27 protein-coding genes are annotated in these 23,754 nt (G+C 44.6%); 11 read left to right on the top strand and 16 right to left on the bottom strand.

All coding sequences use genetic code 11. The features are described from left to right. Positions 1-28 precede the first annotated feature (28 nt). Positions 29-466, top strand: a complete 438-nt coding sequence (locus ACXAGQ_RS18835) for a GtrA family protein (protein WP_475255898.1) — start codon at positions 29-31, stop codon at positions 464-466. On the opposite strand, the gene ACXAGQ_RS18830 is transcribed toward ACXAGQ_RS18835, so the two are convergent. Beyond that, positions 414-1,718 carry a sensor histidine kinase gene (locus tag ACXAGQ_RS18830; RefSeq protein ID WP_475255897.1) on the bottom strand — a complete coding sequence of 435 codons (1,305 nt, stop codon included), beginning with the start codon at positions 1,716-1,718 and terminating at the stop codon, positions 414-416. The genes ACXAGQ_RS18835 and ACXAGQ_RS18830 overlap by 53 nt on opposite strands. Positions 1,719-1,720: 2 nt before the next feature. Continuing rightward, complete coding sequence (locus ACXAGQ_RS18825; RefSeq protein WP_475255895.1) at positions 1,721-2,395, bottom strand: response regulator transcription factor; 675 nt, start codon at positions 2,393-2,395, stop codon at positions 1,721-1,723. Positions 2,396-2,563: 168 nt separating this feature from the next. On the opposite strand from ACXAGQ_RS18825, the gene ACXAGQ_RS18820 reads away from it, so the two are divergent. The 4 genes from ACXAGQ_RS18820 (at position 2,564) to ACXAGQ_RS18805 (ending at position 6,137) form a co-directional block, all read left to right on the top strand. Then, on the top strand, positions 2,564-3,583 hold the full coding sequence (locus tag ACXAGQ_RS18820) for a glycosyltransferase family 2 protein (protein WP_475255893.1): 1,020 nt from the start codon (positions 2,564-2,566) through the stop codon (positions 3,581-3,583). Further along, complete coding sequence (locus ACXAGQ_RS18815) at positions 3,580-5,016, top strand: ArnT family glycosyltransferase (protein WP_475255891.1); 1,437 nt, start codon at positions 3,580-3,582, stop codon at positions 5,014-5,016. Before ACXAGQ_RS18820 ends, ACXAGQ_RS18815 begins: the two co-directional genes overlap by 4 nt. Positions 5,017-5,183: 167 nt before the next feature. Beyond that, entirely contained in the window at positions 5,184-5,435 is a 252-nt protein-coding gene (locus tag ACXAGQ_RS18810; protein ID WP_475255890.1) for a hypothetical protein, read from the top strand. A gap of 303 nt (positions 5,436-5,738) precedes the next feature. Beyond that, positions 5,739-6,137 (top strand): VOC family protein, encoded by a 399-nt coding sequence (locus ACXAGQ_RS18805; RefSeq protein WP_475255889.1) that lies wholly within the window; start codon positions 5,739-5,741, stop codon positions 6,135-6,137. Positions 6,138-6,208: 71 nt separating this feature from the next. Here ACXAGQ_RS18805 and ACXAGQ_RS18800 read toward each other — a convergent pair whose 3' ends face one another. Together ACXAGQ_RS18800 and ACXAGQ_RS18795 are read right to left on the bottom strand one after the other, a co-directional pair. After that, on the bottom strand, positions 6,209-6,379 hold the full coding sequence (locus ACXAGQ_RS18800) for a hypothetical protein (RefSeq protein ID WP_475255888.1): 171 nt from the start codon (positions 6,377-6,379) through the stop codon (positions 6,209-6,211). Positions 6,380-6,654: 275 nt separating this feature from the next. Then, positions 6,655-6,966, bottom strand: a complete 312-nt coding sequence (locus ACXAGQ_RS18795) for a DUF3081 family protein (RefSeq protein WP_475255887.1) — start codon at positions 6,964-6,966, stop codon at positions 6,655-6,657. A gap of 541 nt (positions 6,967-7,507) precedes the next feature. On the opposite strand from ACXAGQ_RS18795, the gene ACXAGQ_RS18790 reads away from it, so the two are divergent. After that, positions 7,508-8,689, top strand: a complete 1,182-nt coding sequence (locus tag ACXAGQ_RS18790; protein WP_475255886.1) for an amino acid aminotransferase — start codon at positions 7,508-7,510, stop codon at positions 8,687-8,689. Positions 8,690-8,773: 84 nt separating this feature from the next. Here ACXAGQ_RS18790 and ACXAGQ_RS18785 read toward each other — a convergent pair whose 3' ends face one another. From ACXAGQ_RS18785 to ACXAGQ_RS18775, 3 genes are all read right to left on the bottom strand, one after another. Next, a complete protein-coding gene (locus tag ACXAGQ_RS18785) occupies positions 8,774-9,577 on the bottom strand; it encodes an alpha/beta fold hydrolase (RefSeq protein WP_475255885.1) in 804 nt (267 codons plus the stop codon). 268 nt (positions 9,578-9,845) lie between these two features. After that, complete coding sequence (locus ACXAGQ_RS18780) at positions 9,846-10,217, bottom strand: YgiW/YdeI family stress tolerance OB fold protein (protein WP_475256636.1); 372 nt, start codon at positions 10,215-10,217, stop codon at positions 9,846-9,848. A gap of 104 nt (positions 10,218-10,321) precedes the next feature. Next, a complete protein-coding gene (locus ACXAGQ_RS18775) occupies positions 10,322-11,158 on the bottom strand; it encodes a lysostaphin resistance A-like protein (RefSeq protein ID WP_475255884.1) in 837 nt (278 codons plus the stop codon). Positions 11,159-11,333: 175 nt separating this feature from the next. Here ACXAGQ_RS18775 and cobU point away from each other — a divergent pair, with 175 nt between their 5' ends. The 4 genes from cobU to ACXAGQ_RS18755 all read left to right on the top strand — a co-directional run bounded on the left by cobU (position 11,334) and on the right by ACXAGQ_RS18755 (position 14,571). Continuing rightward, positions 11,334-11,855 (top strand): bifunctional adenosylcobinamide kinase/adenosylcobinamide-phosphate guanylyltransferase, encoded by a 522-nt coding sequence (cobU, locus tag ACXAGQ_RS18770; RefSeq protein ID WP_475255882.1) that lies wholly within the window; start codon positions 11,334-11,336, stop codon positions 11,853-11,855. Continuing rightward, positions 11,856-12,479, top strand: coding sequence for a histidine phosphatase family protein (locus ACXAGQ_RS18765; protein ID WP_475255881.1), 624 nt, complete (start codon positions 11,856-11,858; stop codon positions 12,477-12,479). It begins immediately after the preceding gene. 10 nt (positions 12,480-12,489) lie between these two features. Beyond that, positions 12,490-13,977 (top strand): cobyric acid synthase, encoded by a 1,488-nt coding sequence (locus ACXAGQ_RS18760; RefSeq protein WP_475255879.1) that lies wholly within the window; start codon positions 12,490-12,492, stop codon positions 13,975-13,977. A 66-nt stretch (positions 13,978-14,043) separates the two neighbouring features. Further along, complete coding sequence (locus tag ACXAGQ_RS18755) at positions 14,044-14,571, top strand: GNAT family N-acetyltransferase (protein ID WP_475255877.1); 528 nt, start codon at positions 14,044-14,046, stop codon at positions 14,569-14,571. Positions 14,572-14,607: 36 nt separating this feature from the next. Here the strand turns inward: ACXAGQ_RS18755 and ACXAGQ_RS18750 are convergent, their stop codons facing one another. The 4 genes from ACXAGQ_RS18750 to ACXAGQ_RS18735 are packed head-to-tail and all read right to left on the bottom strand — an operon-like array spanning position 14,608 to position 17,955. After that, the gene (locus tag ACXAGQ_RS18750) at positions 14,608-15,525 is read right to left on the bottom strand and encodes an amino acid ABC transporter permease (RefSeq protein ID WP_475256635.1); all 918 of its coding nucleotides are present in this window, start codon (positions 15,523-15,525) and stop codon (positions 14,608-14,610) included. Positions 15,526-15,528: 3 nt separating this feature from the next. Further along, positions 15,529-16,338, bottom strand: coding sequence for a transporter substrate-binding domain-containing protein (locus ACXAGQ_RS18745; protein ID WP_475255876.1), 810 nt, complete (start codon positions 16,336-16,338; stop codon positions 15,529-15,531). A gap of 39 nt (positions 16,339-16,377) precedes the next feature. Beyond that, entirely contained in the window at positions 16,378-17,208 is an 831-nt protein-coding gene (locus ACXAGQ_RS18740) for an amino acid ABC transporter permease (RefSeq protein WP_475255875.1), read from the bottom strand. Between the two features lie 9 nt (positions 17,209-17,217). Next, on the bottom strand, positions 17,218-17,955 hold the full coding sequence (locus ACXAGQ_RS18735) for an amino acid ABC transporter ATP-binding protein (protein WP_475255873.1): 738 nt from the start codon (positions 17,953-17,955) through the stop codon (positions 17,218-17,220). Positions 17,956-18,243: 288 nt separating this feature from the next. Between ACXAGQ_RS18735 and aroG the strand changes: the two genes are divergently transcribed. Further along, on the top strand, positions 18,244-19,296 hold the full coding sequence (aroG, locus tag ACXAGQ_RS18730) for a 3-deoxy-7-phosphoheptulonate synthase AroG (RefSeq protein WP_475255872.1): 1,053 nt from the start codon (positions 18,244-18,246) through the stop codon (positions 19,294-19,296). A gap of 19 nt (positions 19,297-19,315) precedes the next feature. On the opposite strand, the gene ACXAGQ_RS18725 is transcribed toward aroG, so the two are convergent. From ACXAGQ_RS18725 to ACXAGQ_RS18705, 5 genes are read right to left on the bottom strand one after another with little or no spacing between them, the layout of a single operon-like run. Continuing rightward, a complete protein-coding gene (locus ACXAGQ_RS18725) occupies positions 19,316-20,725 on the bottom strand; it encodes a type II and III secretion system protein family protein (protein WP_475255870.1) in 1,410 nt (469 codons plus the stop codon). Between the two features lie 24 nt (positions 20,726-20,749). Then, on the bottom strand, positions 20,750-21,436 hold the full coding sequence (gene cpaB / locus ACXAGQ_RS18720) for a Flp pilus assembly protein CpaB (RefSeq protein WP_475255869.1): 687 nt from the start codon (positions 21,434-21,436) through the stop codon (positions 20,750-20,752). Continuing rightward, positions 21,429-22,769: an AAA family ATPase gene (locus tag ACXAGQ_RS18715; RefSeq protein ID WP_475255868.1), complete on the bottom strand. Its 1,341-nt coding sequence runs from the start codon at positions 22,767-22,769 to the stop codon at positions 21,429-21,431. Before ACXAGQ_RS18715 ends, cpaB begins: the two co-directional genes overlap by 8 nt. A gap of 11 nt (positions 22,770-22,780) precedes the next feature. Beyond that, a complete protein-coding gene (locus ACXAGQ_RS18710) occupies positions 22,781-23,278 on the bottom strand; it encodes an A24 family peptidase (RefSeq protein WP_475255866.1) in 498 nt (165 codons plus the stop codon). Between the two features lie 42 nt (positions 23,279-23,320). Then, positions 23,321-23,506, bottom strand: coding sequence for a Flp family type IVb pilin (locus tag ACXAGQ_RS18705; protein WP_475255865.1), 186 nt, complete (start codon positions 23,504-23,506; stop codon positions 23,321-23,323). Positions 23,507-23,754: the final 248 nt, after the last annotated feature.

Genomic DNA, 23,754 nt, shown 5'->3' with positions numbered 1-23,754 from the left:
GCGTAAACAGTGAATTGAGTCAGCTGGAGTGAAATATCTGAAAAATATGCGCTTTTTTAAGTTTGCCATAGTCGGGGCTGGAGGATTCCTGGTTGATGTCTTGGTGACATACATGCTTTCACAGCTAGTATTTGTTGAGTTAGCCAGGGGAATGGCGTTTTGGGTTGCTGCAAGCTCGAATTGGTGGCTAAATAGGCAGTTTACATTCTGTTCAAGTCAACAAGGACAGCCCTTCAAGCAATGGGTGCAGTTTTTGAGCGCGTCGGTCATTGGCTTTTTGCCAAATATGGGGTGCTATTGGTTCTTGATAAATAGCGGTATTGGGCAGGCCACCTCATCAATATTACCGATAGAGATATCAATTTGGTGGCCTTATATGGCAATGGTGCCAGGTATACTGCTAGGGATGGGGGTTAACTTTTTGCTTGCTGAACGCTGGGTTTTTCGTTTGGCTGCAACAAGATAGTTGCAGTACACCCTTGATACGCATTGGTATGGTGACTGAGTTGCCAGTTGTATTTGCGACAAATATCAGCGGCAATTAGCAGCCCCAACCCATAACCTTTGCTTCTGTTAGTACTACTTTCAAGACCAATGCCAGTGTCTTCAACCGTGATTGCTGATGGTGTTATTCTTATAATGACATGACCTTGTTCAGTATAAGCAAATGCATTTTTGATGAGGTTGCCGAGCAAAATCTTAAATGCATTTTCAGGCATTTTTACTTCTATAGGCTCAGATTGCTCCACGCTCCAACGGACAGGCTTTTCATTTAACAGTGAAGAGTGGGCTGAGGCGATATCCTGCAGCTCCTCAACGCCGACTTTCCTAACCGTCACCTTATCCATATCCTCTTCGCGTGTTAGAGATAGTAACGTTGTGACAAAATCATTCATCTCATTACTCGCATGCTGTAGGCGTTTTTGTTGCTTGGCAATAAAGTTAGGATCATTGGATTGCCCGAGAAGAGATATCGCTCCCTTCATGACCATTAATGGCGTGCGTAGCTCATGACTGGCATAGCGGTTAAATGATCGCTCGCGATCGAGCAATGCTTGGATTTGGGTGACATATATATTGAAGCTATCGACCAGTTGAAGCACTTCTCGAGAGGTGATCCCTTGAGGAGGTGTAATCGGTGACAGGTCGTCTGCTTTACGAGAATCGATATCATTAGCCAGCTGCGTTAAAGGGTTTGTAAGTCTGTCTGATACTTTGAATACCACCACAAAACTGACAAACAACAACAGAATGGAAATGCTAAGTTGTTTCAATTGGCTGTTAAATACCTGTTCTTCACTGATCTCATAGATATCATCGAAATAGAGCAGGTATAAGTCTTTTTTCACCCCATCAACTTGTAGGCTGGTTACCATGGCAAAATATTCAGTTTCGTTTGATGTTGTTTTTATCTCGAATGCTTTGTCCCTTGGTGAGCCCTCTGAGAGCCCCAAATTTGAAGGGATCAATGCAGGGTCAAGGTAGGCTTGAGTAAAGGGGGGAATTGAAAACTGGGTTATGTCTTTTTGCTCTTGCAGTACTTCGGCAGCAACGGCTTTAGCGTGGAGTAACCTGTTGTTCGCATTGATATGTTCAAAGTCTTCCAGCGTCGCATCAAGTAGTGAGAAATGTAGCATGATGATTGCAAAGGCGATTATTGAGAAATAGGTTACCGTCAGTTGCTTAGCGCTTTTTACCTTAGACAGTTCTTGTTTCACGTTTAGTCCTCATCGACAAGCTGGTAGCCAACTTTAGGTACATTCTTTATGTACGCTCGCTTGAAAGGCTTGTCTATTTGGTGGCGAAGTTGGTAGATGTGACTTCTAAGTACATTTCCTTCAGGCTCATCATCGCCCCAAAGAGCAGAGATTAACTCTTGTTTGCTGACGACTTTAGGCGCTTTTATCATCAACAGTTTGAGAATGGTGAACAATGTCGGGTTTAGCGCAAAGCTGCAATTGCCACGCTGAACAGTATGCGTGTTGAGGTCTAGTGACATTTCGCAAAAAGTCAGCTGGTTTAGGGCTGTTTCTCCCAGGCGGCGACGGGTGAGTGCCTTGATCCGCGCTTCAAGGATCTCCAAATCAAACGGTTTAACCAAATAATCATCTGCGCCGTGGGAAAAGCCTTCTAGAGTGTCTTCCCGAGTATCTCTGGCAGTCAACATGAGAATAGGGGTATCTACGCCACGTTCGCGGAGCTTTTGGCATACCTCAAAACCATCCATCTTAGGAAGCATGACATCAAGAATGATGAGGTCGTAGTGCTCAGTACAGCCGAGCTCAAACCCATGTAGACCATTATTGGCATAATCTAGCGTAAAGCCCTTCAGTTCAAAGAAATCAAAAATAACACCGGCTATATCCTGGTGATCTTCGACCAATAATAATTTCATTTAGGTACCCTGATAGAGAAGAAGGGGCTCGTGAATAATGTGAGCACCTTTTTGTGACACTTTATCATGCCATATTCAGGAGTGAAAAAAGTGTCAATGACCTTTTTCTGACATGGCTCTTAATAACCTAAGCCTCATCATTAATGTTATGTCAGTTTGAGGTGAGCGATGTCAACCATTACTGTTCTGTCACGGCACAGAGAACGACAGTCACGCTACGCAGAAGAAACACCGTATATCTCTGTTGTTATCCCGTTGTTTAACGAGCAGGAAGTTGTAGAAAGTTGCCATCAACGAGTCTGCAATATTCTTGATAAATTGGGTAAACACTGCGAGATCATCTATGTCGATGACGGTAGTTCAGATAACAGTTGGCAGCTTGTCAGCCAGCTGACTTGCGAACATCATAGTATCAAGTCCATCCGGCTCAGCCGTAATTTTGGTAAAGAAGCTGCGATGAGCGCTGGACTAAAAGCCGTTACCGGTGAAGCTGCCGTGTTAATTGATGCAGATTTACAGGATCCACCTGAGTTGATCCCGGAAATGGTAGCTCAATGGCAGGCAGGTTTTGATGTTGTTGATATGCAGCGCCGCCGACGTTTAGGGGAGGGCTGGTTTAAGCGGTTTACCGCTGCGGCATTTTACCAGGTGATAAACCGGCTGAGTGATATGCCAATCCCTGAGAATGTCGGAGATTTCCGGTTAATCAATCGCCGGGTTATTGATGAAATTAACAAATTGCCTGAACGCACCCGCTTTATGAAAGGGTTATTTGCTTGGCCAGGTTTCAAAAGGGTAACGCTACAGTTTGACCGAGACCCACGCCTAGCGGGTGAAACAAAATGGAATTACCGCAAGCTGATTCATTTAGCTTTTGAGGGGATTACATCATTCAGTACGCGGCCACTTCGTATCGCGACTGGGGCTGGGCTTGTGACTTCATTTTCAGCGTTGCTGCTAGCTGTCGTTGTTCTTACCAAAACCTTAATTTGGGGAGATCCAGTCGCAGGGTATCCCTCCATGATGATTGTTGTATTGCTCGTTGGGGGTGTGCAGCTGCTTTCTATCGGCCTGATGGGAGAGTATGTCGGTCGGTTGTTCATCGAAGCCAAACAACGACCTTTGTTTGTAGTTATGGATGAACAACATTGTGAACCCGGATTAACGGCTAAGGAAGTACAGGCATGAGCAAGCAACAACGACCAAAACTGTCTCTAACGCAGTTTGCTATCTTGATGACGATAGGTACTGTCATTGTGAGAATAGCCACGCTGGGCTTTTATCCTTTAATGGATACGACCGAAGCACGCTACGGTGAAATGGCTAGGATCATGTTTGAGACAGGCAATTGGGTCACACCGATGTTTGATTACAACGTACCGTTCTGGGGTAAACCGCCGCTGTTTACCTGGCTGAGTGCTGGTGGATTCGAACTGCTTGGAGTCAATGAGTTTGCCGCACGTATACCGCACCTTCTCGTTGGTATAGTGATTTTGGCTGTCACTTGGCTGTTTGCATCAAAAGTAAGAGATAACAAAGAGGCATGGTTAGCGACTGCTATTTTAGCAACGACAACGGCATTTATCGTTATATCTGGGGCGGTGATGACAGATACCGCACTGACATTTGCCGTCACCTTAAGTATGGTGAGCTTTTGGTTAGCGTGGGAGTTAGGTAGTCGGCTTTGGGGTTATCTGTTTTTTGTTGGACTGGCAATAGGCATGCTTGCCAAAGGGCCGCTGACTATGGTGCTAGTCGGGATCAGCCTTGTTATTTGGTTAGTACAAGAACAAAGGTGGCGTCGTATTCCCACATGCTTGCCTTGGAAAGGCGGCATAGCACTTTTCCTCATCATTTCATTGCCGTGGTATTTTCTGGCTGAGTGGAAAACACCCGGATTTTTAAATTATTTCATCATCGGTGAGCATATTAAGCGGTTTGTTGTCAGTGGTTGGGAAGGTGACCTTTACGGCTCAGCACATGATGAAGTGAGAGGTACGATTTGGTTATTCTGGTTCCTTGCAGCGCTGCCGTGGGCACCGGTATTAATGTATCAAGTCTCTCGTTTCTTCCGTGCAGGTGAGGAAGGTGTCCAAAGTGGCAATGGCTATATGTGGTACTTGTGGTGCTGGATGCTGTCTCCAATGTTGTTGTTCACCATGGCCGGTAACATATTACCAAGCTATGTGATGCCAGGCTTGCCAGCATTAGGTCTATTGGTTGCCGGCTACCATAGCCAGCAAAGCCTCTCTGAAAAAGTGTTCAAGGTGGGTTTGATCACACCAATATTACTGGTAATGACCGCCGTACTGTTGGGTAATAATTTAACCGGAAAAGAGTCTGAAAAAGTTTTGCTGACTCAGTGGGCAGAACAGGTTGATAGGGAAAATAGTGAGCTTATCTATATTCAAAAGCGACCTTTTTCGGCCCAATTTTACTCAAATGGCAAGGCTAAGCTTAACCAAGAACCACTAAGTGAATTATTGAGAGAACCAATAGAAAATGCTTTCTTTGTCATAGAAAAAGGAAAGGTTCCTGCCGGGTTCCTATGGGATAAATCGCGATGCGAGTTAAGGGCTGAATCGAATAAACGCCAGTTGGTACACTGCAAGGCCGGATAAGTTAATGCCGAGCACATTAATGTTATGGCCAGGTGTGGTTAGCTTAACTTGCTCTCAGAGTGTGATGTTCATAGTTGGCTGTTTTTTAAACTGTGACATGTTTAGAAAAGCATAATCATGAATTGTGGAATGATGACTTCAGATTTGGAATAAAATGGAGTCTGACTATGTACCGTGATTTATTAGAAATCCCAGCAGAGCATCAGTTTATCCGTACTGACATGAAGTGGGACATAGGTAAAAAAAAGGATGTAGATACTTTTTGGTATGATGAACAAAGCCCTAGCGGAGAGGTTGTTGCTAAATATATCGTTAAGGTAACGAAGTACATCTATCCGCCGAAAAAATCAGATATTAGTTTTGAAAAGTATTCCTCCGATGCGTTGTCCTTGCTCGCGTCAGGTGATTTGGCCCATTGAATAAAGTCATTTCACGAATGTTAGAAGTAGATAAGTGGCCTAAGGGCCACTTTTGTATTCCAATTGCCAATATGCTTGGCTGGTGAGCTTTATACTAGAGGGTGATGTAAGTCTCCTAAACAAGGCAAGCGCCTAGAAATATTTCAAAGTCTTGTGAGGAAAAAGACAGACTGTATGTTGCGCAATATGGCGTAATGTGATGTATGTCATGGAATGCGTGTGCGTATTATTAACCGTGTTGAATAAGATGTACCTGAGGAATACACTGTCACGGTAGTAATATAAATGGAGTTTAATTTCAATATGATACCGCAAGATTCGACATTGAGAGTCGTCAGACCAACAGACAATGTTTCTCAAGTTTCTGCTATGTACCGTCAAGCACTTGGTTTCGATTTATTGAAGCAATTTGAAGATTACGATGGCTTTGATGGTGTAGTTCTGGGACATAAACATCACCCGTATCATATCGAGTTTGTTCATAAAATTGGCTCTGAAGTTGGTGGCGCTCCTAGCCATGAGCACTTACTAGTTTTTTACGTTGACTGTAGCCAGGCATGGGAACGTGCATGCCGAAAAATGATTGATGCTGGTTTTGCTGTTGTAGAATCGAGCAACCCATACTGGGAGCAGGTAGGTAAAACCTTTGAAGATCTCGATGGTTACCGTGTTGTATTGCAGAATAGAGACTGGGATATTTGATACTCTAGCACGGTAAGAAAACGACAAAGCTCAAGTTGATAAACTTGAGCTTTTTTATTCATGAGCGACTATCAGTGCTTCTGGTTTTTCAGCGATTCATATGCTGATTTGAACATCAGATTAAAACCTGATTGTGTCAGCTCTCTTGCTGACATTTCTGCTTGCTCCAGTCGACGGTAGCATTCATCAAGTGCGAGAAGCACAGTATCAACTTGATTATTCTTTAGCTCTTGTAGTTGCATGACATCATTCCCATCAAGGTTGTTTGCCAATTCAATGCTGATTGATTCTTTAATTCCTATAAAGCATAACGCTGCTTAGATGAACGAACTCTGAACAGGCTTGTTCGATTTTTGATCAGTGGCATGCTTCAACATATTCATAGTAGATAGCGGATGTTAGTGAGCTGTCATGGTAATGTCAGGGCTATGTCAGAATGAGTGTGCGAAGCAAAATAAAGCTGCGCAATTTCAGTGAGATAGGAAATTGCGCGAAATTGAGCTGTGTGGGATATGAATTAGTAATTCTTATCTATTTCTTCTAGCTTGTGTAGAAACTCCTGTATTTGTACTTCGTTATTGTTGTGAAACTCCGTCGTGGTTTGATTGATCACCGACTCTGGATCTTCATTCATGGTATGGAAGTGGTAGGTATTGTGGAAATTGATATCTAACGTGACCTTGTCATCAGCCAAGCTCACACTGTAGCCATCAGGTGACTCAGTACATTTGATCTCGTCAAGTTGGCTGCCGAACTCAATGGTCTGGCCTTGAGTTTTGATCTTCTCATAGACACTGAGCAGGGTGCGGACATCGACTCTGTTTTTCATCTTTGCCTCCATCATGTACTAATTGCGCATGATCATGCAGCGAGTATACGAACTTTGTAGTATACAAAAACGCCGTTTTCTTACTTTAAATTTAGGTGTTTGCTGCTAGTCTGCAATAGAACTCAAGCAAGCTTTAATCTAGATCAATTATAGATATACCAAAGCAACTTCAAGATGGAGGTTCAGCGAGAATTTATAAGCTTGTAGACAAGGCATTGTTTTAAAGATCTAGTGGCCCTAAATCGAAAAACAATAACGCGGTATACAAGTTTAGAAAACTCGCCCTTCGGGAGGGTGTCAGCCCATTCACTCCTTCGTTGAAGCTTTTTGAAAGGGTAATGCCATTCCTGCAAATCTTCGCCTTGCATTGAATGAGCTGACAACCCTCTGAATCCTGCACCTTGAGGTAGCTTGGGTATATAGATACGCCTCACATTATTGAATTTTAAAGAATTTGAAAATGTTGAAAAATCATGATGACGGAACAGAACTGAAGTGGTAGCTTGAAAGGCATGAAGGACAACTAAACGGAATTTTACTCATGTTTAAGCAACTTGCCGAAGCGCAACTCGATCCTATCCTATCGCTGTCTCTTGCGTATCGCGAAGACCCTCGTGAAGAAAAGGTGGATCTTGGTATTGGTGTTTACCGCAACAGCCAGGGTGAAACCCCAATAATGAAAGCGGTACAATTGGCGCAGCAGCAAGTACAAGCAAGCCAGAAGACAAAAGCTTATGTTGGCCTTGCGGGCAACGAGCAATTCAACCAGTCAATGATGGATCTGCTATTAACCGGGACATCGGCAATGCCACGTGCAGCGGCGGTACAAACACCTGGAGCCAGCGGAGCGCTGCGTATGCTGGCAGACCTCATCAAACTTGCCGAACCAGACACAACGGTTTGGATTTCTAACCCGAGTTACGTGAACCACAAACCAGTGATGGAAGCGGCGGGACTGAAAGTGCGTTATTACCCGTACTTTGATGCAACGACAAAACAGGTTAACAGCGAGGCAATGCTTCTGGAGTTGTCTAAAGCCGGACCGAAAGATGTCGTGCTTCTTCATGGTTGCTGCCATAACCCGACGGGTGCAGATATCTCTTTGGCGGATTGGCAGGCTATCACTGCGCTAGCGAATAAAAATGGCTTTATGCCATTTGTAGATATTGCTTACCAGGGCTTCGGTGATGGCCTGGAACAAGATGCGGCAGGCCTGCAATTCATGGCCGACAATGTCGAAGAGATGGTCATTGCCACATCTTGTTCAAAGAACTTCGGACTTTACCGGGAGCGAACTGGGGCGGCGATATTGGTCGGTGAAAACTTGCAAGAAGCCCAGAAAGCCAAGGGGCGCATTCTTAATCTTGCCCGTTCTACCTACACTATGCCACCTGATCACGGTGCGGCACTCGTTGCGACCATCCTCAATGATACGGCGCTTACCCAAGCGTGGAAGCAAGAACTGAGCGAAATGCACCAGCGTTTGCTGACATTGCGCTCTGGTTTAGTGTCAGAGGTTCAGGCTCTGGGCTCTAACCAGTTTGATTTTATTGAAAGTCATAAAGGGATGTTCTCTGTGACTGGGCTAACGCCAGAACAGATAGCCCGTTTACGTGACGACTATGCCATTTATGCTGTAGGCGATGGCCGGGTCAATATTGCGGGGTTGCAGGAGCAGCACCTTGGCTATTTAGCGAAAGCTCTGTTGGCAGTCTCTAACTAGAGTAGCTGTTTAACAAGCGCCATCAAATGAAAAAGGCCAGTCGTTCGACTGGCCTTTGTATATCGGGTAGAGGATAAAGTTGTGTTACGCAGCCATCGTGTGGCGCTGAATGAAATCTATAGAGTGCTGGTTAAACTCGTCAGGACGCTCTACGTTACAAACATGGCCACAGTTGTCGAATTCGGTTAGGTAGCTGTGTTTATGCTTATTGACCATTTCTTTCACTGGTTTGATAAACATATAGTCATTCCCACCCATTAGATAGAGAGTCGGTATCGGAAGTTCTTTCTCTTTAAAGCACTTCATTAGCGGGTTGACGTCAGTAGCCAGTTTAAACCAGCGCTTGAACTCTTTCTGACACAACTTCTTTGCATCATTGACGAACATCAAGCGAGATTCTTTTTGTGTTTTCTGCGGCATTACCACGTAAGCAAACAACTGATATAGCCACATGTAAGGGATGAAATGCTTACACATGTTACCAGCAGTGATTAACACTTGAGAGCGTGTGTTTAAGCGTGTGACAGCACCGCCTAGCACCATGGTTTTTACCCTTTCAGGCGCTAATTCGGCAAGGCTACGGATAATGATTGTACCCAATGAAATGCCGACAAAATGAGCCGATTGAATTTTGAGGTGGTTCAATACTTGCACGATATCAGTGGTGACAGATTTGAATGTGTAAGGGTTTTTCATCATGTCTTGGAACGTGTTGTTTGAACGACCATGGCCTCTTAGATCAAGAAGTAACAAATTGAAGTGTTGCTTGTAAGCTTTGATCTGCTTGAACCAGATAGATGAACTACCACCCGCACCATGAACAAATACCACCCAGTCTTTGCTGGTGGGGTGAAGGTAAGTTTTATGAAACAACAAATTATCTGACATGTATCGACTCATTTTAGTTTGCTGGGCGCATTATAGCATGGCGCTCCCTAAGACTTTGCTCCGATGTGTGACGCTTTGTAAACACCAGGCGAAGCTATTCTTCAAGTTATTGATAGTGATGCTAATGATAAATATCTAACATTCATTGTTGTGATATTGATCGCGATTTTGGCGGGATGCTGGATGACTCTTGTACGACAAGTAGCACTAATCGGCATAATCATTTGAATATGCCGATTAGTTATGTGATCACGTCAGATTGGTTGGATTAAAGCAGCTGAAGGCGATCGACTTCGATTTCCGGTGTATTGCCTCCTTCATATTCGCCATATAGTCGCAGTCGTGTCGACGCATTGATTGCAGCTGGCATCTTGATGTCATCGTCGATTTCAACTTGTATTTCTTTGGTGCCGTCGCTGAAAATGAAAGTGTCTGCGTTGATTTGCTTAATCAGTTGGCCTTCGACAATAGCCTGCTTCTCAGTGAACATACTGGTATCTTTCAGTAGATCTGCAACGGTGATTGTTTCTACCGGTCCAGAATAATTCAACGTATTTTTGCTTTCGTTGTGTTCTCCGGCTAGTGCAGCTGTTGGAAGAATGATAGCGGCAGTAGCAATAGCGATAACAGTGTTCTTGATCATAATTCGTTCTCCTTGTGTTGATGGTTCTATTTAACAACACCGGTTCTGAATTAATGATGAGTTGTCTATTCAGAATTGGTTCATAAGCGCGCTTTTTTTAACTATTTCATCATTGGGTAGGTGAAAAACAGTAGGTGAACGAAGTTAAAGGCAAAGTGAATCATTACGGCAAAAGCCAATCGCCCCGTCCAATAGTAAGTCAACCCGTACAGCAATCCCGCAAGTGTTGCGATGAAAATGAACAGCCCGCCTCCGGCAAAGTGAGCCAGCCCGAAAAGGGCACTTGCAACTAGAATACCTAAAACAGGGTTGAATCGTTTGGTTAAGCCGTTTTGAATATAGCCTCGAAACAGAGCTTCTTCGGCGACACAGGTAAAAATCAAATTATTAATGATGAATACCCATAGCCAACTTGGTACTGATAACTCTGGCTCTACGATACCTACTCCCCATGCAATGACAGGCAAGGCGATGAACATTGAGCTTAGGATTGAAATTTGAGTAACAGAGGCGGATAAAGGGCGCTTAAGGATATCCGGCATTAGCAGAATCAAAGCGAAAACGATAAGTGGTTTGTCCATGTTGAGGAACATAGTAAATGGAATACTATCTGAACCTGTCGAGACTTTGTCGAGTATCAGTAAGTTGCTAAACCCAGGGATAAGGTGGAGAACAAGCGCAGCACACCAGACAATAACAAAAAGGTGGCAGGCCATTTTGTAGGCGCCTGTCTGCCGCTGGCTAAATTTGGCAACGCAAAGGCCAGTTAGCACTATGCCAAGGGCAAGTGGAGAGAGGCGTTCAAAAATAAGTGCGACTAAGGCAGTGGCACCGAGTAAAATAGGCCAAGCTTGAGCACGGACGAAAATAGACAACACAGCAGCGGCAAGAAGAAGCCAGATTAAGCTATCAGGCCATAGGTCATAAAGGTGAAACATAGTTTTGTAGGCTGTAATAAACGTTATAATGATTAACAATTATGTTAGCGAAAAAAATCTTAATTTTCATTGTGATAATGGACGTAAGCAGAAGGTATTTGTAATTTAGAAGGGGGGTCCCCCTAACAAAGATATATACCGTGAATTACTGCAAGTAAAAGACAAAGGGTAGTGAATGACAACTGAGTTGGTATTGGGTGGAGCCCGGTCGGGTAAAAGTAGCTATGCTGAATCAATTGCACAAGCTAGCGGCAAGCCAGTTATCTATATTGCAACGGCTACAGCAGGCGACGACGAAATGGCTCAGCGAATTGAGCGCCACCGTTTAGAGCGCCCTAATGAATGGACTGTTATCGAAGAGCCATTATCTTTACCCAAGGCCATTGCAGAACACTCTACGGCCGAAAACTGTGTGTTAGTAGATTGCGTGACCCTGTGGTTAACGAATTGTTTGTTCAACCAAGACCATTGCATTGACTGGATGAAACAAAAAGATGCATTCCTGGCCGCACTTAACAAAGCTGAAGGTGACATTATTCTGGTCAGTAACGAGGTTGGACACGGCATCGTTCCTATGGGAGAGATGTCCAGGCGTTTTGTCGATGAAAGTGGCTGGTTACACCAGGCTATTGCAAAGCAGGTTGAAAAGGTCACTTTTGTGACGGCAGGGATCCCACAACACTTGAAGGGGGCATAAATGGCCCAGTACATAAAAACGCGTATTGATATACTACGACATGGTCTGCCTGAAGGTCATGGCTGCTTGAGGGGGCATACGGATTTTGCGATTACCTCAACAGGCTTGGAACAGATGCACAAGGCTGTTAAGGGGCTGGACGATATTGAGCAGGTTATTGCCTCCCCTTTAAAGCGATGTAGTGATTTTGCAAACTTATTTGCGCAGGATTTTTTTCTATCTTGTCAGGAGTTTAGCCATTGGAAAGAAATGGATTTTGGTCAGTGGGATGGCCAAAGCCACGATAGCCTATGGCAACAGTACGGAAAAACGATAGAAGATTATTGGCAAAATCCTTGGCTATCAAATCCACATGGTGGGGAAGCGTTGGAGGCATTCGATAATCGTATTACGGAAGCGTGGCAACACTTACTTGAAAATTTCCTCGGGCAGAAAGTTTTGTTGGTGACACATGCTGGTGTCATGAAGCAGCTTATACGAATTTTACTCGAAATGCCTGAAAGCACGAGTTATCTTCACCGTATCGATTTGCCTTATGCAGCACGTTACCGCGTCACAGTGACGACAGATGAAAATGGCAATCACTGGCCTCAGATCCAGTGGCCAACAGAACAGCAGTATTAAGCGAGAAAAAATGCAATCAACTACCAAAGCTTTGATGGTTCAAGGCACCACGTCGGACGCTGGCAAAAGTGTACTGGCTGCCGGCTTATGCCGAGTTTTAGCGCGCAAGAAGATCAAGGTTGCTCCGTTTAAATCGCAGAATATGGCGTTAAACAGTGCGGTCACAAAAGATGGCGGTGAGATAGGGCGGGCACAAGCGGTACAGGCACAAGCTAGTCAAGTTGAGCCTACGGTGCATATGAATCCAGTTTTGCTTAAGCCGAATACTGACACAGGGGCACAGGTCATTGTTCAGGGAAAAGCGCTGGCGGATATGGATGCTGTTGGTTACCACAATTATAAGAAAGTGGTTTTAGGCCCGATTATGGAGTCCTTCAATATTCTTCAGCAAGAATACCAAACGGTTATCATTGAAGGGGCAGGTAGCCCGGCTGAGATCAACTTGCGTGAAAATGATGTCGCAAATATGGGCTTCGCTGAAGAAGCCGATGTACCTGTCATTATTGTGGCCGATATAGACCGTGGTGGGGTGTTTGCCCATCTATATGGCACACTTGAATTGTTGTCTGAAAGTGAACAAGCGAGGGTAAAAGGCTTTGTTATCAATCGTTTTCGAGGTGATATCAAATTGCTTGAATCAGGCTTAGAGTGGCTTGAGGAAAAAACCGGTAAACCGGTTCTAGGGGTGTTGCCTTACCTTCATGGGTTAATGTTGGAAGCTGAGGACGCTATTGATGTACAACAAGTTGAAGCTGATGGCGAGCAATTGCGGGTGTCGGTGCCGGTTCTTACCCGCGTTAGTAACCATACCGACTTTGATCCTCTGCGTATGCATCCGCAAGTAAATCTGCAATTTATCGGTAAAGGGCGGAAAATTCCGCCATCTGATCTTATCATTATTCCAGGGACTAAAAGTGTTCGCAGCGATTTGGCCTACCTAAAGGAGCAAGGGTGGGATCAACAATTAGCCCGTCATCTTCGCTTAGGCGGTAAGGTGATGGGTATTTGTGGTGGTTACCAGATGTTAGGTGAATCTATCGCTGACCTTGATGGTATCGAAGGCGAACCTGGTACAAGCCAAGGGCTTGGGTACCTACCTGTGTCGACGGTTTTGGCGCCTTATAAACAGCTAAAGCTTGTAAAAGGAACACTAAAGCTACCTAGCCAGGATAGTGTGCCTGTTAAAGGCTATGAAATTCATGCTGGTGTGACAGAGGGAGTCGGGGAAGGATCTCCAATCTGTTTGCCAAGCGGTTTTGATGGGCAGATTGGGCTCGATGAACAAGTGTTTGGTACATACCTGCATGGCATTTTTGAGCAGCAGGAAGCTTGTGACGCTATCCTGAAATGGGCAGGTTTGGACGCAACATCTACGCCGGACTTTGATTTGATCAGGGAACAAGGCATCGATCGTGTTGCTGATATGCTTGAAGATCACATGGATTTTGCCAAGCTCTGGCCGGAATGGTCAGAGCGATTTGATAAGGAGGGGAATTAACGTCTCCTTGTTCAATCACTGAGCCTAGCACGGTGTGTTGCCTAGGCTCAAAAATGAGGGATGAATATGATTCTAGATGTGTCGCCGAGTATTACAACTCAACGCCTTTATACCCGACCTTGGGATGAAGGCGATCTTGCTGGTTTATACCGGATTATGTCCAATCAATCAGTTCATACCTTTACCGAGGAAGAGCCCTGGTCTGAAGACAAGGCACGACTTGAGTTGCAGAAATACCATGGTACCTCAAGTTCTGATCATCGGGGATACTTCAATTGCCCATTGATTTTGTCTGATTGCAATACATTGATCGGTAGGGTGGGCTTGCGCCCCTATGGGGATAATGATGCTACCGCTGAAATAGAATGGGTGATTTGTGAAGATCATTGGCACCAGGGGTATGCAACTGAAATTGGAAGAGCGATCGTAGAGTATGGTTTTCGCGAGGCGGGCTTTCACAGCATTATTGGCTTTACTTGTAACCGGAATATGTCAGCGCGCCAAGTTATGAAGAAAATTGGAATGGAGCATGTTGGTGATAGAGAGATCCACAACAGGAAATTATGTGTATTCCAAATAAAGAGGGAGCCATAAATCGGCTCCCTTTGTTTTATGCGTATATTCTAGTCACTACCTAGGTTGATAGTGCTTTTGCGAGCGTTTCTCTAGGTGGCTGAAAAGGATGGAAAGGCCGAAGCAAAGGCTTAGATAGCCAGCCCCAACCAGTAGCCAGATTTCAAATATCAAACCCGAAGAGTTGGCGATTTCACTTCCTACAAAAGTGAGCTCCTGTATGGATATCAACGAGATGATAGAAGAGTCCTTGACGAGGGATATGAATTGCCCTGCCAATGGAGGGACAATACCACTGAGCGCCTGAGGGAAGATAACGTAGCGGAATCGGTCTAGCCGTGTTAGCCCTAGGGAGTCAGCGGCTTCCCATTGCCCTTTGGCGATTGCGTCAATGCCAGAGCGGACAATTTCAGCGATATACGCTGCAGCAATCAAGCCAACGCAAAGGATCCCGGAGAACAAGTTTTCCCACAATTTTGCTGGGCCAAACAAAAAAGACTGCCAATGGCTTATTTCACTTGGCGTGTTACGTAATACATTTTGCAAACCAAGCGCAGGGATCAGCTGGCTGGAAATAAAAAAGTAAAAAATAAAGACAAACACCAGCGGTGGGATATTGCGCACCAACTGGATATAGGCTTGCGCTGGGAGTCTGAAGAAAAACCATGTTGAGCGGCGAGCCAAGCCAAGCAGCAGCCCCAGTACACCGGCAAACACCATTCCCCATAAACTCAGGCGTAATGTGGCAAGCAATCCCTGGAAAAAATAAGGTAGCTCGCCATTTCGGCCTGGTGTCATTATCAAGCTAAATGCCTTTTCCCAGTTCCACTGATAGTGAATACCAATCGAAGAACGGTACCACAGCCAACTTATAGCGGCTGCAATCAGCAAAATCAGAATGCCATCAAGCTTATTAAGTTTGAAAGAGGCCGGGAACTTAGATCCCGGCACAGTTGTTGTTTTTGTTTGCGACAACACTTATTGCCCTTCTGCGATCTGGTCTTCCCAATCAAGGGTCGTGAACCAGTAGTCATGGCGTTCTTTCAGCCAGCCATCTTCTGTGCGTAATAAAATCCAGTTGTTGAAGAAATTGAGAAGGTCAAATTCACCGTGACGGATTGCAAAGGCTTCAGAGCCGCGGCTCAAGCGCTCATCAAATGGAATGTATATTTTGTCACTGTACTGAATCGCCATGTGCTCAGGCTTTGGTGAAGAGGCCAGTGCTGCATGTGCATTGCCGTTAAGCACTTCTTGGAATGCTTGTGCTTCATCATCAAACTGGCGTAATTTCGCTTTTGGGAAATACTTCTTCGCAGTTTGTACAGTAAAAGCACCTCGTCGAACAGCCAGGGTTACACTGCGTTTGTTGTAGTCCTCGAAGCTCGCCTTGTCTGCGGCGAGTTCTTTGTGAGCCGCCAACTGAACACCAGAATGTGCATATGGGCTGGTAAATAAAACACTCATGTTTCGCTCAGGGGTAATGGACAAGCCCCCGATGATAACATCGAACTTACCGGCTAAAAGGGCAGGGATAATGCCGTCCCATGCGGTTGGAATGAATTCGACTTTCAGGCCGGCATCTTTAGCTAGACGGCGAGCGACATCAACTTCAAAACCAACCAGCTCACCTTGTTTGTCCCGCATTGCCCATGGGACGAATGTTGATAGCCCTACACGTAGCGTTCCGCGTTCTTTGATCTCTACTAGCGCACTTTTGTCAGCGGCAGTCGAGGCCATAGACATTGTTAGCGCCATAACAGCAATTAGAGCTGTAAGTATCCGTTTCATGCTTCCTTTCTCCTTATGTACTTCGATTCTAAATTTCTGTTAGTGGGACGGTGTATTTAATCTATGTGCCAACCAGGCAGCTAAGCCTGATAGCGCAAGGGTGACGACAAGGTAGATGCCAGCGACGGTAAACCAGACTTCAAAAGGCATAGCGGTATCCGCTACGATGTTTCGGCCTTCGGTCGTTAAATCGAAAATTGCCATCACACTCACGATAGAAGAGTTCTTGATTAGAGAAACCCCTTCATTGGTCAGCGGCGGCAAAATGCGTTTGATGACCTGAGGTAAGATGACAAAGCGATAGCTATCCAGTGTCGATAAACCGAGGCTATTACTGGCTTCGAATTGTCCTCGCTCAATATTGGTTAACCCCGCCCTGAAAATTTCAGCCGTATAAGCGCCTTGGAAAAGTGATAGTGCCAATACCGCAGTTGTAAAACGTTCTAGCCCCAAGACTGGGCCGAATACGAAATAAAGCAGGTAGATTTGAACAAGTAGGGGCGTGTTACGAATGAGTTCTATGTAACTCCTGGCAATAATACGTCCAACGATTGAGTCAGACAGCCTTAGCAACGCGGTTGTAAGGCCGATAATCAAAGTAAAAATCAAACTGACCGCTGAAATCTCCAACGTGACCCTTAGCCCTTCTAGCAGTTCAGCAGCGTACCATTCTCCGTCTTCGACAAACCATAAATATTGCGGTATTCGATACCATTGCCAGCGGTAATTCATGGCGTCCGCACCGGTTTCAAGTAACCAGACCAAGAAAACAAATACAAGGCTAAACTGAAGTAACCCAGACAGGAAAGGTTTGGAAATCCGCCCTAGTGTTTTTAACCAACGAGAAGTACCGGCCACATTTTGTACCATAGCCACCCCTTAGTAACTCAAGATCTGTTCTAGGAACATTTGGGTTCGGGGGTGTTGCGGTGCATCAAATAATTTCGCAGGGGGCGCAGTCTCAACGATTTCACCTTCATCCATAAACACCACACGGTCTGCTACTTTTCTGGCGAAACCCATCTCATGGGTCACGCAAATCATGGTCATCCCCTCACTTGCCAGTTCAGTCATGACATCCAATACTTCACGGATCATTTCAGGGTCAAGGGCAGAAGTAGGCTCATCAAACAGAAGAATATCAGGCTTCATACAAAGAGAGCGCGCGATAGCGACTCGTTGTTGCTGACCACCTGATAATTGGGATGGATACTTATCTGCTTGGTGGGCTATATGGACACGTTCCAAATAGTCCATTGCTAACTTTTCAGCCTCGGTTTTACTGAGGTTGCGAGTTCGCCGAGGGGCTAGAGTGAGGTTGTCGAGGACGGTCATATGTGGAAATAAGTTAAAGTGTTGGAAAACCATGCCAACCTGGCCTCGTATGCGTTTGAGGTGGGCAGCATCAAGAGGTTTTCCGGCAACCTGTAACTGACCGCTATTGAACTGTTCAAGCCCATTGATACAACGAATGAGGGTAGATTTTCCTGAGCCTGACGGCCCACAGATAACAAGTTTTTCCCCACGCTCAATGTTCAGGTTTATGTTTTTCAGTGCTTGGAAATCTCCATACCACTTGTTGATGTTTTGAAACGAAATTACAGTTTCTTGGGTCATCCAGACCACTCCAAGACAAGATGCATATGAGACTATGCTATTGCTTTGTAATGAGGATTTCAAAGAGATGATGGGATTATGAATGGATAAATGTGAATTTATCCTTATTACGCATACTGTTGGTTATTAACCGACCAATTTGAAAAAAAATCACCGAATTGATGAATTAGCGTTTGCACTGTACATAAAAGGCGGATAAGTTAATGTCAATTGGATTTGAAAGATACTGTCAACAAACTCTGTAATCATTACTTTACAGCTGGCAGGCGCGTAAATTAGGAAGTAAAAATGCATAAGACCGATGATGTTCGCATTAGCGAAATTAAAGAACTCCTCCCTCCTGTCGCAGTACTGGAGCGTTTCCCAGCAACTGAAAATGCGTCTGAAACGGTATATCAAGCTCGCCAGTCAATTCACAAGATTCTTAATGATGAAGACGACCGTTTGCTGGTCATTGTAGGTCCTTGCTCTATTCACGATACAAAAGCTGCCTTGGAATATGGCCAGCAGCTAAAAGCACTGCGTGAAGAGCTAAAAGGTGAGCTTGAAGTAGTTATGCGTGTTTACTTTGAAAAACCACGCACGACAGTTGGTTGGAAAGGTTTGATCAATGACCCATACATGGATAACAGCTTCAAGCTAAATGATGGCCTGCGCATGGGTCGTAAGCTTTTGCTTGATCTGACAGACATGGGCGTACCAACGGCAGGTGAGTTCCTTGATATGATCACACCACAGTATATGGGTGATTTGATCAGCTGGGGTGCCATCGGTGCACGTACTACTGAATCTCAGGTTCACCGTGAACTAGCGTCAGGCCTTTCTTGCCCAGTAGGTTTCAAGAACGGTACAGACGGCAACATAAAAATTGCAACTGATGCGATTGGCTCAGCCAGTGCGCCGCACCATTTCTTATCAGTGACTAAATACGGTCATTCTGCGATTGTTTCAACCGCAGGCAACGAAGATTGCCACATCATCCTACGTGGTGGTAAAGAGCCAAACTACAGCAAAGAACATGTTGACTCGATTACTGGTCAGCTCGAAAAAGCAGGTCTGCGCCAAAAGGTAATGATTGATTTCAGCCATGCCAATAGCCTCAAGCAGTTCCAGCGCCAGATGTTGGTCTCTGAAGATGTAGGCAGCCAGATTGCAGAAGGTAATAAGGCAATCTTCGGTGTGATGATTGAGAGCCATCTAGTTGAAGGCCGTCAGGACATCATAGACGGCCAGGAGCCGACCTACGGCCAGAGCATTACCGATGCCTGTATTGGTTTTGGTGACACAGAGAAAGTACTGCGTCAACTTGCGGAAGATGTGAAGAAGCGCCGTCAAAAGTAGTCATTCGACCTTCTAGTAATTAGAAACTCAAAGCCAGCAGTTTTTCTGCTGGCTTTTTTGTATAAATGAGATCTACACAGAAAAAACTATAAGCCATGCGGCCCAAGAGGTAGAACTCCCAATCGTTGGGCTCAACGAAACTATCGGTAGGTAGGCTAATATCTTGTCTCCGGATAGGTTTAGCTAACCTAGGTGTCACTAAAATGACCAACTCCGTTTCACCTTTACGAAATGATTGGCTACGGAATAATTGGCCGATAATGGGAAGGTCACCAAGGCCGGGTAACTTATTGACAACGTCCGTGATGTTTTCATTGAGTAAGCCAGCAATACCGATAGTTTGGCCATTACCCAAAGAGACGGTAGTTTTGGTGCTACGCTTGGTGAGAGCCGGCACAAAGAACTGTGAACTGGTACCAGACGGATTAAGTGTGACCGCATTTTGGTTTGTGATTTCACTGACTTCAATATTCAACGCAAGGTTGATATTGCCGGCGGAAGAAACGGTAGGTACGAACTGTAAACCCACACCAAACTCTTTGAACTCAATGGTGATATTGTCATCATTCGGAACTGGGATAGGGAATTCACCGCCCGAAAGAAACTCTGCATTTTCACCACTTAACGCAGTCAGAGTTGGCTCGGCCAGGACTTTGGCTAATCCATTGGTTTTCGCAATACTGAAGGCGGCACTGAATAAGGTACTGTCACTGAGGTAGCTAGCAAAAATGCCGTTGTCATCAATACTGAGAGGGTCACTGATAATGTTACCTGCATCGTTAAGTTCCGGAACCGCGGGAATACTCGCGCCACCATTCACAGTACCCCAGGTCCAGTTGCTGTTATTTCTGGCAAAAACAAAGTTGGAATCAAATTCTCTTACTAGCGTTCGCGAAACTTCGGCAACGGTAACTTCGAGCATGATCTGGTGTGATCCACCCACACTCATTAGGTTGATAATGCCAGTATCGCTATTGGTAAAGGTATGCGCGACCTCTTCGGCCATGGCTATTTTTTCTGCACTGGTTACCTCTCCACTTAATACCAACTTATTCTGGCTGGTATAGACAGATATTTTTTCCTGAGGCATGAATTCATAGAGTTTGGCTTTTAGGGCATTGAGATCGTGGGTGACCTCTACATCCAAAACCGTGATTAAGCGATCTCGTGAGTCCCAGATAATAACATTGGTCGTGCCCAATGCTTTGCCTAACACATAGATACGGTTGGATCTCAGAATGATGATGTCTGCGACATTAGGGTTACCGATGGAGATACATTTTGCACTCCCAGGAATCTCAACCAGCCGAGATTTGTTGTGAGGGACCGAAATTGACTGAGTACGCGCTGCAAAGCTGTAACCACTCAGCAAGAAAGATAGTATTACCCCGAAAAGGAATAACTTTGTAATTGGCTTTATTGCTTCCATGCGGTAGCTCCCTATGACTGCAAACTATATTTTGACATTGACGCGGCTACTTTCGGTGCCCTTGATGATAGTGACGCTATCGGTGGTTTTTCTGTAGACTCGTGGTTTTTCGATTGGGTCGTTGGGATTACGAAGCGATAATTGAAGTTCGCCTTTCGATTTAGCGGTGACCAGTGACTCAGCTTGTCGAGGGGTGAGTTCAAGGGTCACTGCGCGGACAATGATAGGGTCGGATGCATTAGTTTTAGCTGTTTGGTCGACCGCGAGAATTTTTATCCGCTTTAAAACAGTTTGTGCCCGGGATACATTTTTTCGTGCATAAATAACATCGACATAATCACCAGGCAGCAAGAAACCTGCAACACCAATGACGTCATTAACCCTTATGGTGACTGCTCGCATATTCGGAGAGATAAGAGCCGCCAGTGTTGTGCCTTCTCCTGCATTGACTAATCGTTCTTTCCTGATCACTTCACCGGCCAAAATTTCGTTTTTGACCACTTTGCCGACAACATCTTGAGTGTGTTCAAATCCACTAGAAGTAATCACTTCCTTGATGACTTCCCTGACAACTTCCACTTGCTCAGGCTCTGCCTTTACAGGTTCGAGATTCGCTTGCTGCTCTTCCAGCCAGTTATTTGCCAACATCAGTGCACCGAAGCCCATTAATGTTGATATCAATATTGTGATGAGGAGCCTACCTTTAGACATGTTCACCTCCATCAGATGAATCGTTTACGAAGTAACAGTTCCAGACGAGATCAATGAGCTCTGAGTTGATGACAGAGGAAGCCTGGCTAAATTTAATCTGGTTGGCGCACATTGATACTAGATCCCGGGGGTAGCAAGGGAGAAGAGGGACTTTGTCGTAAGCATGAAGCTGATTAATGATATATTCCAGCGTGGTATCAGAAGTATTGAGCTGGTGCTTTTGACACTCTTTGTGCCACAGATCTTGATAATCATTGGTAGATATTGGTCCAAATTGAATTTTGTAACCAATACGCCGTAAAAAAGCATCATCTGCCAGTTTCGCAGGATGAATGTTGGATGAAAACACTAACACTTGCTCGAAAGGGATCTCAAAGTGTTCACCAGAAGCGGTACTCAAATAATCGATACGTTCTTCAAGCGGTATGATCCAGCGGTTTAATATAGCATCGACGCTCATTTTCTGACGGCCTAAATCATCTATAAGCAGCAGACCATTATTGGCTTTGAGTTGTAATGATGCTCGGTTAATTTTGGTGGTGGTGTCAAAACTCACCTCCAACATTTCTGCGGTTAACTCGCCGCCGACAACAACTTCTGGTCGGTAGCAATGAACCAAACGCTCATCCGTACCGCTGTCTAAAAAAATAGATGGGGTGTTAGTTGTCGAAATGGCTTTGTGAACAACGGGGTCAAAAACCTGAATAACTTGCGATCCGCTACAGATGGCATAGGGGATATACACTGTGCTATCAAAGAGTTTTACAAGTCGCCGGGATATATAGGTTTTACCTGTGCCCGGCCGCCCATAAATGAAAATTGCTCTGCCTGAATTCAACGCTGGGCCAACTTGATTAACAATATTATTAGGTAAAATCAGCCCGTTGAGCCCTTTGCGAAGGACAGAAGGGGTAACAGCTTGCTTTAAAGATGATTGGGAAAGCACCAATCGGTTGTAGTGATGCAGAGAAATAGGAACCGGCCCCATGCAGCCATCACGCTGAAGTTCCAAGTTGGCTACGGCTCGACCTTTCTCTGTTAGTGCATATCTCAGCCCGGATGAAAAACGTCCGTCAGAACGTATTTCGACATACGCGTTATCTTTGAGCTTTTGCAGTAGTTGTTCGATGATGTTACCTGGTAGCGCCATACGCTTCGAAAGTTGCAACGCGTCGCTGTCAGCATATTTGGTAAGGTGCTTAAGCAACAAAGCATCAAGTATGCGCAGAGGAATACCTGTTTCTTCAGCGGTTCTTGGCTTTGTAATTAATAAGTTAATACTGTCAGTAGGTTGGGTTTGTTCCACCGGTTTGCTGAATTGATGCGCGTCCATGCAATATCCTTTTAGAATAGGTAGAAATAACAGTATAAATACGCGAGTAAAATCGCTCCCCCCATAGGGACTGCATTTGCCGCAACTGATTCGTCTTCTGGCTTTTGGTAAACCCCGGTCAACAAACCGATACTCCAACGCAGCAACATAGAATTAAATTCGCCGTGACAGACCAGTTTTAATAAGGAAAGAAACCCGGAAACCATAATGGCAACAAGAATTAGGCTAACAATGTTGGGGAAGCCAACAATGATGCTAAGAGACGCCAAAAGTTTGGCGTCTCCAGCACCAAATAGGTTTACCATGTATAAAGGTATACAAATTGCAAAACCTATTAATACTCCAAGTAGAGCATAGGCTAGATGGCTATAATCGAATTGGCTATGAAAAAATAAATTACCTAAAACACCTAATACGAGGATAGTTAAACACACCCAATTCGGTATTTTGTGGAATTTTATATCGTGCAAGCACGCATACATAACTAATATGATTACAAAGAAATCCATAAGGCCAACAAATTTTTAATTTAGAAATAGAAATGAACGGTCTTAATTACCGGCACTTGATATAGCATCTCCGATATCATTCATAGCACCTGATAAAACTGTCCCAAGGTTTGAAAATGCTGCTGCAACAGCACCTACTACCAGTGCCCCTGCAACCGCATATTCGACGGTTGTTAGACCTTCTTCATCTTTATAGAAATCGATAAAAAACTGTTTGACTGAATTCATGGTTTATCTCCTTAATTGACATAACCTTTTGTCGTTGTCCGCCGACAATATAAATTTAGTAACTTGGTTCAGAAATAAAAAAATGAAACTTTTTTGTTATCATGATAAGCAAATTCATGAACTTTATAACTATCTGTTTAGGTGTCTATTTGATAAGGCAGAATGTAGCTTGTGTGGATTGCTGATATTTTTTAAATTTAATTAGTAATTTAAGACACAGAAATGAATTTTGACTTTTAAATTGTGCA

It is taken from the genome of Photobacterium sp. ABD4_091, from assembly GCF_056160145.1.
The sequence above is the reverse complement of the archived record's forward strand: the minus strand, read 5'-3'. Positions and strand labels throughout refer to the sequence as shown.